This is a genomic window from Alteromonas sp. ABV4_515 (assembly GCF_056160345.1).
In genome coordinates this window covers 76,909-90,583 of record NZ_JBSWWZ010000008.1, presented here as the reverse complement: position 1 = coordinate 90,583, position 13,675 = coordinate 76,909, and the positions used below count along the sequence as shown (strand labels likewise).

The 13,675-nt window shown below is 49.9% G+C and carries 12 protein-coding genes; 4 read left to right on the top strand and 8 right to left on the bottom strand.

Features of this window, described 5'->3' with window-relative positions; genetic code table 11:
• Nucleotides 1–44 precede the first annotated feature (44 nt).
• Together ACXAGX_RS18340 and ACXAGX_RS18335 are read left to right on the top strand one after the other, a co-directional pair.
• Nucleotides 45–959: a dimethylarginine dimethylaminohydrolase family protein gene (locus ACXAGX_RS18340; RefSeq protein ID WP_474840120.1), complete on the top strand. Its 915-nt coding sequence runs from the start codon at nt 45–47 to the stop codon at nt 957–959.
• 10 nt (nt 960–969) lie between these two features.
• On the top strand, nt 970–2,208 hold the full coding sequence (locus tag ACXAGX_RS18335) for a M20 family metallo-hydrolase (protein ID WP_474840118.1): 1,239 nt from the start codon (nt 970–972) through the stop codon (nt 2,206–2,208).
• 74 nt (nt 2,209–2,282) lie between these two features.
• Here ACXAGX_RS18335 and ACXAGX_RS18330 read toward each other — a convergent pair whose 3' ends face one another.
• From ACXAGX_RS18330 to ACXAGX_RS18305, 6 genes are all read right to left on the bottom strand, one after another.
• Nucleotides 2,283–2,603 (bottom strand): 2Fe-2S iron-sulfur cluster-binding protein, encoded by a 321-nt coding sequence (locus tag ACXAGX_RS18330; protein ID WP_474817624.1) that lies wholly within the window; start codon nt 2,601–2,603, stop codon nt 2,283–2,285.
• A 108-nt stretch (nt 2,604–2,711) separates the two neighbouring features.
• Complete coding sequence (locus tag ACXAGX_RS18325) at nt 2,712–3,848, bottom strand: aromatic ring-hydroxylating oxygenase subunit alpha (protein WP_474840116.1); 1,137 nt, start codon at nt 3,846–3,848, stop codon at nt 2,712–2,714.
• A gap of 186 nt (nt 3,849–4,034) precedes the next feature.
• Entirely contained in the window at nt 4,035–5,408 is a 1,374-nt protein-coding gene (locus tag ACXAGX_RS18320; protein WP_474840114.1) for a YjiH family protein, read from the bottom strand.
• A gap of 391 nt (nt 5,409–5,799) precedes the next feature.
• Nucleotides 5,800–6,657, bottom strand: coding sequence for a hypothetical protein (locus ACXAGX_RS18315; RefSeq protein WP_474817621.1), 858 nt, complete (start codon nt 6,655–6,657; stop codon nt 5,800–5,802).
• Nucleotides 6,651–8,261 carry a tetratricopeptide repeat-containing sulfotransferase family protein gene (locus tag ACXAGX_RS18310; RefSeq protein WP_474840112.1) on the bottom strand — a complete coding sequence of 537 codons (1,611 nt, stop codon included), beginning with the start codon at nt 8,259–8,261 and terminating at the stop codon, nt 6,651–6,653. Before ACXAGX_RS18310 ends, ACXAGX_RS18315 begins: the two co-directional genes overlap by 7 nt.
• Before the next feature lie 79 nt (nt 8,262–8,340).
• Nucleotides 8,341–10,716, bottom strand: coding sequence for a TonB-dependent receptor (locus ACXAGX_RS18305; RefSeq protein WP_474840110.1), 2,376 nt, complete (start codon nt 10,714–10,716; stop codon nt 8,341–8,343).
• A 319-nt stretch (nt 10,717–11,035) separates the two neighbouring features.
• Between ACXAGX_RS18305 and ACXAGX_RS18300 the strand changes: the two genes are divergently transcribed.
• The gene (locus ACXAGX_RS18300) at nt 11,036–11,941 is read left to right on the top strand and encodes a LysR substrate-binding domain-containing protein (protein WP_070127323.1); all 906 of its coding nucleotides are present in this window, start codon (nt 11,036–11,038) and stop codon (nt 11,939–11,941) included.
• On the top strand, nt 11,941–12,762 hold the full coding sequence (locus tag ACXAGX_RS18295) for a response regulator transcription factor (RefSeq protein ID WP_474840108.1): 822 nt from the start codon (nt 11,941–11,943) through the stop codon (nt 12,760–12,762). The genes ACXAGX_RS18300 and ACXAGX_RS18295 overlap by 1 nt, the downstream gene beginning before the upstream one ends.
• Here the strand turns inward: ACXAGX_RS18295 and ACXAGX_RS18290 are convergent.
• Nucleotides 12,751–13,170: a type II toxin-antitoxin system YhaV family toxin gene (locus ACXAGX_RS18290; protein WP_474840106.1), complete on the bottom strand. Its 420-nt coding sequence runs from the start codon at nt 13,168–13,170 to the stop codon at nt 12,751–12,753. The two genes, ACXAGX_RS18295 and ACXAGX_RS18290, sit on opposite strands and share 12 nt — an antisense overlap.
• Nucleotides 13,171–13,217: 47 nt before the next feature.
• A complete protein-coding gene (locus tag ACXAGX_RS18285; protein WP_474840104.1) occupies nt 13,218–13,547 on the bottom strand; it encodes a type II toxin-antitoxin system PrlF family antitoxin in 330 nt (109 codons plus the stop codon).
• Between the last annotated feature and the right edge of the window lie 128 nt (nt 13,548–13,675).

The window sequence follows — 13,675 nt, the reverse complement described above, 5'->3', positions numbered from 1 at the left end:
CCATAAACTGGAAAAAACATCAATGCTTATGGAGCAAAAAGTCGATGACTGATACCAGTTTTTTCCGTCGCCGTGTTGAGAACGGTGGCACTGAGAGAATGCCTCATTGGGGCATGAATTCTGAATACGGCGTTCTGCAGGACGTGCTGATTGGTCCCATGGACCACTACACCTGGCAGACGGGTAATGCCATGTCACGCCGCTCTATGCGCCTGGGTCGCAGCTTCGACAAAGAAGTCGCCAGACAGCAATATCAGGAAATGGTCGATATTTACGAGCACTGCGGCGTGAAAACCCATTTCCTCAAACCAGATTCAAACCTGCCGTATCAAATTTATGCCCGTGACTCATCGGTGATGACGCCGTGGGGCCCAATCGTTACTCAAATGTACAGCCCCTGGCGTCGTGGCGAATGGCTTGAAGTCGTGAAGTTTTATCAGCAAGCCGACATTCCCCTATACGACGTGGTGACCGCCGGTACTTTTGAAGGCGGCGATTTCATGGTGCTTGAGCCGGGTGTGATCCTGTGTGGTTACACCGGCGAGCGTACCAGTCAGGAAGGTCTTGACCAGGTGCGAGGCTGGCTGGAAAAAGAAGGCTGGGAATTTCGCGCTTATCAGTTCGACCCTTACTTCCTGCATCTCGATGTAAAAGTGGCCATGCTGGCCGAGAAACTTGCCGCTGTATGTACACAGGCTGTTGAACAAGAACAGCTGGACTGGTTTAAATCCCGGGGTATCGAGATCATCGATCTGTCTTACCGCTCTGTACTGGAACTGGGTGTAAATGTAGTAGCGCTGGGTAACGATCGCGTACTGGTGCCAGCAGGCAGCACCGAGCTGGTTGAAAAAGCCAGGGCACACGGTCTGGAAGTATTCAGCCCGGATATGTCTCAGTTCACATCAGGCGGCGGCGGTGTTCACTGCATGTGCCAGCCATTAAGCCGCAAAGACGCGTAGGAGAATAACAATGACAGCATTAGCAATAAATGGCGAACGCCTGTGGTCTACCCTGATGGAAATGGCCGAAATCGGCGGCACCGCTAAAGGTGGGTGTAATCGCCAGGCATTAACCGAAGAAGATAAAATTGGCCGTGAATTGTTTATTGGCTGGTGTAAGGATATAGGTTGCACGCTGCGCGTTGATAAAATGGGCAATATGTTTTTGCGTATGGCCGGTCAGGATAACTCTTTGGCTCCGGTGATTACTGGCAGTCACCTCGACACCCAGCCTACCGGCGGTAAGTTCGATGGTGTTTATGGCGTACTCGCTGGTTTAGAAGTACTGCGCACCCTTCATGACGCAAGCATTACTCCGTTGCGCCCCATCGAAGTTGCCGTATGGACCAACGAAGAAGGTGCACGCTTCTCCCCGGCCATGGTTGGTTCTGGCGTTTGGTGTGGCGAGTTTGATCTGGAATACGGATTGAGCCGCACCGACAAACAAGGCGTGTCGATTAAACAGGCGCTTGAGCAAATCAGTTTCCTGGGCAACGAGCCATGCAAACCATTCCCGGTAAAAGCAGCGTTTGAGCTTCACATTGAACAGGGCCCGATTCTGGAGTCACTGAAAAAGCCCATCGGCGTGGTGAAAGGCGTACAGGGTATGCGCTGGTATGACTTAATTATCAATGGTCAGCCGGTTCACGCGGGCCCGACTCCCATGGAGCAGCGCCGTGATCCGTTCATGGCACAGTCTGCTATCGTAACGGAATTGTATGCATTGGCAGCCGAATATTCGCCCTTAGCGCGCGCCACGTTTGGTGATATTAAAGCCGAACCAGGTTCACGCAACACGGTTCCTGCTCGCATTACCATGGCCGTTGATTTACGCCATCCCGATCAGGCTACCCTCGATGAAATGGACGCTAAGTTCCGTGAAATTGCAAAAAATGTCTGCGAAAAATTCAACCTCGACTTTGAAATCAAAGATGAATGGAACTCTCCCGCTGTGGAGTTTGATAAAACCTGTGTCGACGCCGTACGTGAGTCAGTGCAAGAAAAAGGCTATGCCTTCGAGGAAATGTTCTCGGGGGCCGGCCATGATTCGGTGTACACGTCGCGGGTTATTCCCACATCAATGATTTTCATCCCATGTGAGAAAGGCATCAGCCACAATGAAGCCGAGAATGCCACGCCCGAAGATATCGAAGCAGGCTGCAATGTGTTACTTGGGGCCATGCTGAAAGTGGCGAATAGTGCGGAATAAGCAGGATTTCAGTTTCCTAAATTAAACATACATAAAAAGGGCGCATCAGCGCCCTTTTTGCTTTGATAAACGACTTACCACTCGGCTTCAGGCACATGAATAATGGCACCGTCTAGAATGTCGGTCACTTTGATCTGGCACGACAGACGGCTGTTTGGCTGTGGCTCTATTGCGCTTTCCATCACCGACAATTCTACCTCGTCAGCGGTACCAATTTTGTCAATCCAGGCATCATCAATGATGCAGTGGCACGTGGCGCAAGAGCTGTTACCGCCGCAATCTGCAGTGATTTCCTCAATTCCCGCATCCACCGCTGTCTGCATGATTGAATCGCCCTCGAAAGCATCAACAACTTTAATGCTTTCGTCTGGCAGGATAAATGTAATATTTGGCATTGTGTTACTCCAACAGGGCTTTTTCTTCGCCTGATATAAACGGTTGAACGTGCGATGCAGCAGTGGTAACTGACTACGCCGCAGCAATAAAAGAAGGCTGTTGAGCGCTTATTTAGCCTGCATCTTAGTCAGCCACATTTTGTGGAATGCCATGCCCACCTGATCCCAGGCTTGTACCAGATGGCCTTGATCCGCCACGGCTGATGTACGGGTATGCTGCAGCTTATCTAACAGTTCGATGTCCTGCTGATTTACCTCGTTTAACACCTCGCTTAAGCGAGTGCGTTCTTCTACGAACTCGTCACTAGCCGCTTCATCACTGGTAACGTAAATCGTCAGTGTTTCATCGGTTTTCGCTGAGCCATTTGGTTTCACCACAATAGTTTGTACCCAACAAGGATCAACGAAAAACAACGTATTCGGGAAAATGCAAAACCACTGTTGCGTGCCTTGCTTTTCTTCGAGCAAACCGTTCCAGTGTGGTAGTTGTTTCGCGGTTTTCGCCGGCTTATTACTGGCACCGTGAGGCAAACGCAGGCCAACAATATCGTTAGACAGAAACAAATCATCCTGCCCCAATGCAGATTCAATCGAGCACGCCTGAGAATGCACAAACGGCACGTGATAACCATCGAGGAAGTTGTCCACCGCCAGCTTCCAGTTCACCTCACCGAAATAGTCGGTGGAACTCACATGACGCATATCCTGATGCGGATACTCTGCCAGCAGCTCGTCCAGCGGCTTAATAAATTCTTCAAACGGTTGAGCATCGCCAGACACGTTCACAAAAATAATGTCCCACCAAATTGCAAAGCGCACTGGGATAAGGCCTTTATCGGCTTTATCCTCTGCTGAGATGGGCTTGTTTTCGTTCCCATAGAAACGGGGCGCGCCCATGAGTTCGCCATCGAGTTTGAACGACCATTTGTGATAGGGGCACACCAGTGTGCGCTTGTTGCAGGGTTCGTCCACCAGCGGCGCACTCTTGTGACGGCATACGTTGTGAAATACCCCAATGCCGCCGTCTTTATTGCGAATTGCAATAAGCGACACACCGGCGATACGTACCGGCATAATATCGCCGGGCTTTTTCAGTTGTTGCGCGCAGCCAATGCTAGCCCAGCCGCTGGCAAAAACGTTGTCTTTCTCTCGTTCGTAGAGGGTTTGGTCTGCAAAAACAAAACCCGGCAAACCGTGTTTTGAAACCGCCTCGCTATCGATGTTTTCTACTTGGGTAATGCGCATTTAATTCACTCGCCTGTTGAGTCTGTTTTATCTTTGTTCTCTTTGTGGATCAGACCATATTCACGATCGGTCTGGTATACGAAGAATGTTATGTTTTGCTGAGTAAGCTGCGGTCCAAGCCTCTGCAGAAGAGGCGTCCAGCAACCTGAACGAACACCGTCCCCGGGCCAGAAGGGCTTATCCGCATCAGAACAACAAGTGCGCCATCACGGTGAGAATGGGCAGTGCAATGATGGTCCTGATGATGAAAATCAGTACCAGATGTTTCACTGACAGTGGAATGCTGGAACGCATGATCAGAATGGCACTTTCTGCGAAGAAGATAAGCTGAGTGACGGACAGACCAGCCAGTACGAACTTAGTGATTGGCGATGTCAGTTCACCCGCAATAATGGTGGGAACAAACTGATCGAAAAGCCCCAGTACTACGCCCGGAGCCGCTGCCGAGGCTTCAGGAATATTCATGACATCCAACAGCATACTGATTGGATATGTTAGCGTTTGGAACACTTCAGTGTTGTAATACAGTGCCAGCGTGAACAGTTCGATGGTCATCGCTGCCGGCATCATCATCAGATAAATATCCATCATCGAGTGCCAGCCGCGAGCCAGGGACTGCTTTGGTGACGGCGCTTTTTCAGCCACGCCCACTGCGCGGGCAATGGCGTGTTTAATGCGAGATTCACCGTCATCCACGTCTTCATTCAGTGTTTTACCATGGGCAGGATAATACTCGTCTTTGATCCAGCTCAGCGGCGGTAACCGGGGCGTGATCACTGCACACAAGGTACAAATTAGAAACATGGTGCCATACAGTTGCAGAAAGTAATCGCCGATACCCGCTACACTGGCGGTGAGCAGCACAAAGGGAACCGAGACCACTGAGAAATTCGTCGCGATAACCGAAGATTCGCGCGCACTGTAGTACCCTCTTTCGTACTGCGCATTGGTGAGTACCACGGCAATAGACGATGAACCCACCCAGGAGGCAATGGTGTCGATGGTGGCGCGACCCGGCAGGTTAAACAGTTTCTGGAAAGGACGCTGTAGCATGGTACCGACGAATTCCAGCAGACCGTAATCGGTGAGGAACGGCAGCAGTAAACAGCCTAAACCCACCAGCAGAAATACCGCTCCAGCAACATCAACGTAGGCCGTCACACCAGTTTGGTCAGAAATCAGCCACTGCGGCCCCACCTGCATCACCGTCATCACGGCAAAAATGGCGGCACTAACGTTCACTACTACCCACACCCAATGTGAGGCAATGAGCCGGTCTGACATTGGCAGCTTCTGCGCCACGTGTTTCGGCGATACGTTGTAGATTACTGAAACCACTGCGGCCAGCACAAAACAGCCAGCGGTGAAAATACCCATGCTCTCGCCAAGCCAGTCTGAAATCTTGCCCGTTAAAATGCCCAGCGCAATGGTCCAGGACCCATCCACATAAAGCGGGGTCAGGAAAAATAAAACCCCGAAAAGGGAACAGCCAAGAAGCTTTGACCATGTTACTAAACTGCTGGAATCCCGCATGTCTAATGCCTGCTCGTTATCACTCATTTTTGTATCTCCGTAACACGTGCTGTCGGCCTCAGGTCCGATCCAACCGCGTTTTCAAATTGCTTCCCGCTCACTTGATAGCTTGACAATATTTTGCACATTAATATCGTTAATGTGTTGCTTGAACCATGCCAGTCTTCGCCTTATAGCCTGCTTATCCCGCCAATGACTGTTTGGTCAGATTTGCGTCATCAATGGCTAAAAATTGTGTGTAAATCGGCCAAAATGCTCTGTTCAGAGGCGTTCCGCTGAACCTGATGACGCTGAGCAAAGAGCCAGGACGGTTTACACTTTTACACTGCACCTCTTTGGCGCACTCGCCACCCAACTGTGGTGCACACGCCCCACATTGGGTCGCATTGGTCAATCCACTCCGTCCCGCCTGGCGAAGTCACGCGGATCTAACGGCCTTATCCCACAAGGTTTCTGCGGTTTCTTTCAACAGCAGGGCTTCTTCCCAGCGGTCGCTGAGCTCGTAGCCATCGGCACCAGTCATGGCATAAACTGGAGGACCAAGTTCGCTTAAGAACACACAGCGTGCATCGCTGTCTTTGCCGTGGCGGGCAATGTACTGTTCGAAACCTTCCTGCCACCAGCTTTGAAATAGCTCAAACCAGGGTTTGTGTTGAGGGAATAAAATTGGCACCTGAATTTGCTCACGGGTGGCAACCCGGCCATGAAAGGCTTCGGCGCGGGTAAGAAACTGAGACATACGTTTATGCGCATTTTCGTGAAGTGGCAAATACCATTCCTGATTCACCAGCGTATGAGATAAGTCAGCCACCATCAGAAGCTCAGGCACCTGCTCCATCAGCTGCAGGGTGAACAGCAGATCGTTGGTCATGCAGTTGCGGTGAATTTCCACGTGGGTTTTCACCCCACCTTCTTCGCCAATTCGTAGCCATGCTTTCGTTGTCGCTGCAACGTCTTCAACGCACCAGGGTTCAATCTGACCAACAATGGCGATAAAACGGGGTTGCACCGGCTGGCGGGCAACAAAGCTAACAATTTCTTTATAATGAGGAATGCTTTGCACGAAGGCGTTGTAGCAAAGGTCTAGTCCAAATTCCTGTAGCAGCGGCATGGCTTCTTCAACAATTTCTTCCGTGTGATAACCGAGGTCAAAACTCACACCTTTGAATCCCGCACCGGCGATTTTTTCTATCTTTTCCCGAAGGGTCCATTCGAACCCATCAGGCCGCTTGAACTCCATCGCCCACATGGACTGAAATACATCCAGTGCTACCATTTTATGTCCTCTTCAGTTAAGGGAGTCATACCCTCTTTTTCCAGTTGTTTTTTTAATGATGAAAGCGCGTCTTCGTAGTGTTTCCACTGCCCTACATAGCGGCTATGCAGTGGTTCTTTTATTTGACTGGCGCTGGCAGTTTGCGTGGCGCCAACCTGGTTATGAAATGCAAGGCAGGCTGGTTCCCAGCTGAGATTGCAGAAATCCAGCATGCTGCAAACGGTGTTTTCAGGCTGCGCAACGAGGGTTTCGTAATTCACCGTGAGCATGCGCTCGCCGTAGGTTTGCTGCCATTGATTCATCATCTGCTGATATACCGACATGTAGGCAGCAATATCATTCAGCGAATAGGAATAGTCGTAGCCGCGGGAAAAAAGCATTTTGAAATTGCTGAACGCGGTATCCATGGCGTTACGGGTCACCTGAATGATTCTGGCATTGGGAATAGCGGCCAGAATAACCGGCACAAACAGCGCATTCAGCGGCAGCTTGTCGGTAAATATCCCGGTGCAGTCCAGCAAGTCGCGGCTCAGTGCCATATAGCGTTCGCCGATGGCGTTAAAATTGACGCCGGCGATTTTTTCAAGCGCTTCAGCCGTCACGCCTTCCGGCCCTTCAAACCAGCTTTTGCCGCTGGCTTCCAGTAGCGTCATGGGCATAAAGTTCAGCTCGCCGCCACTGGTAACAGAAGAATGGGTTGAGAGAATACGCTCAACCAAGGTAGTACCGGTGCGCGGCATACCAACAATAAATACCGGGCCAGGCTCATCACACTGCGCCTGAGCAGGAAAAGTATTGTTCGCCACCAACGACTGCATGGCCCGGATGCGAGCAATTTCTAGTTCAGTGGTAAAAGTCTGCATCGCTTTTTTTGCTGACGCGCCTTGACTGAATGCATCAAAGGCGGCAGTAAAATCCCCCTGCTCTTCCAGCACTTTGCCACGAGCGTAATACAGAGCAGCCAGTGCAGGTTCATCAGGCCCGGAAGTAGACGTATTTGCACTCAGGCATGCGTCAATGCGGGCCAGCGTGTCATCGTACACGCCGTGTTTTTTCACGTGCGCCAGCGCACTGCAAGCTTCCGCATCGGCGGGATTGTTGTCTAGGACAGCACGCAGCAGCGCAGCCGCTTCGTCCAGCTTACCGGTATAGCGCAAAATGGCAGCGAGATTATATTTCGCTTCAGCATTGTCACTGTCGACGGTAAGGAGTTGTCTGTAGACATTCTCCGCTTTCGCGTAATCCAGCCCCTGAAAGTACAGCAGTGCCAGTGCGGCTAATTCACACACAGTCATGGTCGATGTCAGAGCATCAAGCCGGCTCAGCACTTTACGGGTGGCATTCCATGCGCTGAATCCGGCATACGTCTGTGCAAGATGTAGCAGGTAGGCGGGGTTTTCAGGTTCGAGAGCCACGGCTTTCAATGCCGCGTTTACTGCCATGCGATTTTGTTTGAGGTGCAGGCTTACTTTAGACAGCAGTTGCCAGCCACGGGCATCGTTTGCATAGTTTTTGACAAGTTGAATACAGTCCGCCGCAGCCGCATCGAAATTACGCTGTGCAATATGTTGCTCAATTCTGGCGTGGGTTTCAGACTGGTTCATGTTTTACTCCGACTGTATTCAACTTAACAAAATGAGAGGGCTGGCTGACCGCAACCGGTCAGCCGTGCTCTTTATTGAATCAGAAAGAATAACTAGCTGAAATACCGATGGTACGCGGGCGCACGCGGTATGCCGGGTCGGCCAGCTGATCAGCATACTGCAAACCATATTTCGGACTGGAGTACAGTTCGTCATTACCACTGCTTGTCATGTCATCGGCGTTGGTCAGGTTGTCGGCGTAAACGCGCAGCGTCCAGTCGTCTTTACTGAAGGCAATGGCGGCATTAAGTAGCGTAGAGCTGTCGATGGTATCGATGGTTTGCTCGTCGTAGCCGGTGATGAATGACCCTTTGTACGACACACCTAAACGGCTAACCATTGCTATACCATCGAACACTTCGGTACTGTGCACCAGGCTTGCAGTGAAGGTATTTTCAGGCACGCCCGGCATGGTTTCACCAGCACTTGCCACCAGTAATTCTGATTCCACACCATCGGCAACGTTTGGACGGTAGAAGTCTTTGGTCAACTCTGCCTGGGTGTAGCTCCAGCCGAAGTTCAGTTTCAGCGAATCGGTTAACGCGGCGTTGATTTCCATTTCAAAACCTCTCGATTCAGCTTCGTCCGCATTAAACATCACCGGGAAACCACCGTTCGGGGTTTTGAAGTTCAGGATTGGGTTTTCCCAGTCGATGTAGAACAACGCCACTGAGTAGTTCACCTGACCGTCGAGCAGCATGCCCTTGGCACCAATCTCGTAGTTGGTGGTTTTATCCGGATCGAAGTACAGGTAATCCGGGTGTTCAGCGTAAACGCCGCCTTCTACGGTGTCTGTAGAGAGATCATCAACCGGCGCGCCGTTTGCCCCACCATGTCGGAAACCCTGGGCGATGTTGAAATACACCTTGGTATCTAAATTCAAATCGTAAGACGTATTCAGGCGATACAGCACATCATCGAAATCACGCTCACCTTCACCAGAACTGTAACCGGTTGGGCCTTCACCACAATAAATGCCGCAGGGCGGAAGCTGAACTGACTGGAATGCCCAAAACGTCTGGTCGAAATAACGCAAGCCACCAGTCACCTGCCAATCATCTGATATGTGATAGGTTAACTCACCAAATACCGCCCGATCTTCAAACTCGGTGGCTTGCACATTGCGGTAACCAAGATCTGAGGCGATGGGATTTACCATGGCGTAGAAGGTATCAACACCAAAAATGAAGTCATCGGCGGTTTCATCGTAGTCCTGGTCGGCGTAATACCCGCCAACTAGCCAATCGATGGTGTCAGTGGAACCGGCCAAACGCACTTCCTGGGTGAAAGTATCGGTTTTATATTGCTTTACACCCTGCACCACTTCTCGGGGAATACCGGCATAGAACTGCCAGAAGCCTTGATATGAGTAGCCATAGCTTTGGTCGTGCATGTTGTTTGCTTCATTAGACGTAAACGACGTCGCCGATGTGAGCATGGCGTCGCCTAATTCGTGTTCAATAACCAGCGATGTGATATCCACTTCCCGCTCGAACTCACCAATCATTTTCTCGCCGGTGTTGTAGCCTCCCAAGCCTTCAGAAGCCGCCGTCGAGCCTTTTACTTCATCTTTCTGATAAGCATAAGTAAGGGTAACGTCGGTCTCAGCAGATGGTGCCCAGCGCGCAGCGACTCGCGCCATGGTCACGTCAACTTCGTTAATATCATCACGTGAGTACACTTCGCCAGTAGGCTGACGGTTTTCGTCCAGGCCTTCAAGATAATCAGCATCGATGTAGCCGGCTTCGTGGATTTTGGCGACCACACCACGCACAGCGAATTCATCGGATAATGGCACGTTCAGTACAATATCGCCGTCGAAATCAGTACTGTCTGATTCTGCGTTTTGTGCCACTTTGCCGCTTACTTTGCCACTGAATTCGTCAAATTCAGGCTTGTTTGGAATGTAACGTAAGGTACCACTTAGCGAGCCTGAACCGTAGAGTGTAGACTGCGGGCCGCGTAGTACTTCCACACGATTAATATCGCGGATTTCCAGGTTAGCTGACATGGGCGTTTCACCCAGGTATACCGATACTGCAGGGTCAGTTTTAGAACCGAAGTTTTCAAACCCCGACGCGTTTGCGTTAATACCGCGAATAAAAATGCCGTTGGAAATACCGTTTTTACCGCGACCTACATCGTTTAATGTGAGGCCCGGAATGTTGCGGGCGAGAGTGGAGAAGTCTGTAATGCCATTTTCTTCCAGTGATTCACCGCCGTAAGCGGAGATGCTGTACGGCACTTCCTGAATAGTCGTTTCACGACGGGTTGCCGTTACACTGATCACTTCCAGGTTACTTTTCTCTTTTGCTTCCTGTTTCGCATCATCAGCAGCTGTCTGGGCCAGAGAACACAAAGGTAATCCTAGCAAGGCACAACCGATGGCGACATTCACTTTACTCAACTTCAACATTGTTGTTTCCCATTACACTCTTAAGTTTATAAATTCATTTTTTTATTTATTGCTCTTATGAAATTCATACTAGGGCCGCTGATTTTCACCATCAAACGATGAAAAGTTTTGCTGCCATTCCAAAATGTAATACCCCTGTCATATTGACGCGTCATAGGCTTTTGGGAGTGTTGACTACACCAGGTGAAGCGCGCTCAGCCTGCAAAAAGCAATGAGCGAGTAAAACTTCGTGATATGCTATTGGCCATCAAACAGGTATCGAACTGCCCCATTCCCCTCGCGACGGCGCAGTTTTAAAAGAAGATAAGGTGTTGTCTCGATGGCAAGAAAACTCCCCAGCATTACTTCTTTGCAGTGCTTTGATGAAGTGGCAAGGCACCTGAATATGACTTATGCAGGCGACACATTGCACCTTACGCAAAGTGCGGTGAGTCGGCAGATAAAAAACCTCGAAGCCTTCGTTGGCAGACCACTCTTTTATCGCCAGGACAACCAGCTGAGCTTGACGCCGGTGGGCGAACAATACGCCGAAGAAGTGCATAAGATCCTGAAACACCTGGATGCCGCGACCCAGAAAATCTCTTTGAACAACGTATCGAAAAAAGCGGTTGAATTAAAAGTGGTTACCGAGCCAACGTTCGCCATTGCCTGGCTGATGCCCCGGCTTACCGAGTTCTACCTGAACTATCCAGATATCGAAATTACACTGGGTACAGACTATGAAACGGTTACCCGAAATACCCGAAAATGTGATTTTGCGATTTTATGGGGGCATGGTGAATGGCCGCCTTATGCCTCTGAGCCCTATCGGAAAGATACGTACCTGGCAGTCAGTACGCCGCGTTACATGAAAGGTCGTCAGCCGGCCAGAACCATGCGGGATGTCACCCAGTTCAATTTTATTCACCAAAGTAGTACGCCCTCCACCAGCCATGAGTGGCTTAAGAAAGCAGGATTAACCGACCAGGAAATTTCGCAAATGGGTGGACAAAGCTTTGAGTATTTTATGTATTTACTGCAAGCCGTGAAAAGTCACCTCGGGGTATCTGTGTTTCCTGAATATCTGGTGAAAGATAGCTTGGCTTCCGGTGAACTTATTCTGGCTTGTTACGAAACCTTCGAGCCGGAGGAGTCCTTCTATCTGCTGTACCCGGAAGAGCGTAAGGAAGACTACGCCATCCGCCAATTTCGTAAATGGTTATTAACCCACAAAGACGATCGTTAATGAGCCCGTTGCCTACTGCCTTAGCTCCACAGGAATTGCATCGCCACTTGCCTGCCGTTATTCGTGAATTGGGCACAACCGCTTTCTGGTCTGCATTAAATGACTGGCTGTGCCGTTTTATTCCCGTAGATAGCGTATCGGTGATCGCCTATTCAGAGAACCAGCCACCAGTGCTGCTATTTGCAGTATTGACTGAACGTGAGCGGGATATTTTTTTCGCCCGCTTTATGGATGGTACCTACATTGCCAGCCCGTCGTACCGGGGAGTATTGGAAAATTTCACCGCCGGTGTATACCTGTGGCCGGAACTGATGCCGGACGATTTCCGCGAATCCGATTTATATAAATCTTATTATCAGGCTAGTCAGATTGAAGATCTCGCTTACGTGTTCTGTACACCCGCTCCAGGCTTGCATATCCAGCTAGGATTAGGTCGCCATCATCCCAATCCCCCATTCAGTGAAAACGACATTACGAATCTCTATGATCTGGAAACGTTGGTACTGGAATTAGTGAACAAGCATTGGCGACTGAATGGCGAGCAGGTTCCACACGACTCCAGGTCGTTATCAATACACGTTACCCAGCGCGTAAAAGAAGTATTAAACGGCTTTGGCGAGAACATTCTTACTGAAAGAGAGCGGGACATTGCCCGCTTGATCATTTCCGGCTATTCCTCACAAGCCGCCGCCGACAAACTGAATATATCACCAGGCACTGAGCGAGTTCACCGCGCCAAGGTATACGCCAAGCTGAATCTGCGCTCCAACTCCGAATTGTTTTCGCTGTTTCTGAGTCGGCTAACGGCGCTATCGGAGTGAGTTAGAGGCTTCTAGCAGGGCATCCCAATCGTCCGGCGGATTTCCGGAAGCCAGCATGTGAGCAAAAACCCGATAAGCATCGCTTTTGCTCTCATAAGCACGTTTACTTTTTTCGTCGTTAACCCAGACGTAGACAATAATTCGAGCGCGACTGTGATAACGAAAGAACAGTCGATACTGCTGAAAAAACTTAGCCCTAAACCAGTGCTTATTTTTTTCACCCAGGGTTTTACCCTGCCTAAACTCGGGGTTCGCTGGGTTAGATGGAATGATGTCGTAAATTAATTTATTAATCGCCGCAAGCCGCTTCGTTGCATGTTTGTTTTGATATTCGTCAGGATTTATTTGTTTTAGGCGGGTAACTTCAGTAATCAGCGATCGGTATTGTTCTTCAAATAGTGGATGCATACACAACTTCCATCCATTCACGTTGCAGGTGGAAGACTCGGCCAAGTTCAGTTGTCCTCTTCTTGCAGTGCAGAATCTAAATCGACCGGTATACCAGCAGTCAACGTCAGAGCCTGCCTTTGCAGATCCTCACTCAACGAGACCAGGTGCTCTGGACGATTCGCCATGTCACTTTCTAGAAAGGACAAGAACTTATCAAGTACAGGATCGTCGTTATGGTTTTCGACTTTCGAAATCATGACATTGCCATCGCCAAGGATCGTGTATTTAATTTTATCTCTTTTTGTCAGGTTAAGTGCCTTTCTGACAGGTGTTGGCACTGTGGTCTGGTAACGATCAGTCATAGTTGATTGAGACTCAATTGATAGCTTGCTCATTGTTCACCTGTTAGCTTTGCTTCTGCAATTTTGACTGAGCAAATAATAGCCCGCGGCCACAGGTAATGCAATTGCATTACATTAAAGTTATGCTTTCAGCTTATCCTCCAATGGAACGTATTCCGACT

Coding starts and splice junctions, on each gene's coding strand:
- ACXAGX_RS18340 (WP_474840120.1), top strand. CDS start 45: ATGACTGATACCAGTTTTTTCCGTCGCCGTGTTGAGAACGGTGGCACT.
- ACXAGX_RS18335 (WP_474840118.1), top strand. CDS start 970: ATGACAGCATTAGCAATAAATGGCGAACGCCTGTGGTCTACCCTGATG.
- ACXAGX_RS18330 (WP_474817624.1), bottom strand. CDS start 2,603: ATGCCAAATATTACATTTATCCTGCCAGACGAAAGCATTAAAGTTGTT.
- ACXAGX_RS18325 (WP_474840116.1), bottom strand. CDS start 3,848: ATGCGCATTACCCAAGTAGAAAACATCGATAGCGAGGCGGTTTCAAAA.
- ACXAGX_RS18320 (WP_474840114.1), bottom strand. CDS start 5,408: ATGAGTGATAACGAGCAGGCATTAGACATGCGGGATTCCAGCAGTTTA.
- ACXAGX_RS18315 (WP_474817621.1), bottom strand. CDS start 6,657: ATGGTAGCACTGGATGTATTTCAGTCCATGTGGGCGATGGAGTTCAAG.
- ACXAGX_RS18310 (WP_474840112.1), bottom strand. CDS start 8,261: ATGAACCAGTCTGAAACCCACGCCAGAATTGAGCAACATATTGCACAG.
- ACXAGX_RS18305 (WP_474840110.1), bottom strand. CDS start 10,716: ATGTTGAAGTTGAGTAAAGTGAATGTCGCCATCGGTTGTGCCTTGCTA.
- ACXAGX_RS18300 (WP_070127323.1), top strand. CDS start 11,036: ATGGCAAGAAAACTCCCCAGCATTACTTCTTTGCAGTGCTTTGATGAA.
- ACXAGX_RS18295 (WP_474840108.1), top strand. CDS start 11,941: ATGAGCCCGTTGCCTACTGCCTTAGCTCCACAGGAATTGCATCGCCAC.
- ACXAGX_RS18290 (WP_474840106.1), bottom strand. CDS start 13,170: ATGCATCCACTATTTGAAGAACAATACCGATCGCTGATTACTGAAGTT.
- ACXAGX_RS18285 (WP_474840104.1), bottom strand. CDS start 13,547: ATGAGCAAGCTATCAATTGAGTCTCAATCAACTATGACTGATCGTTAC.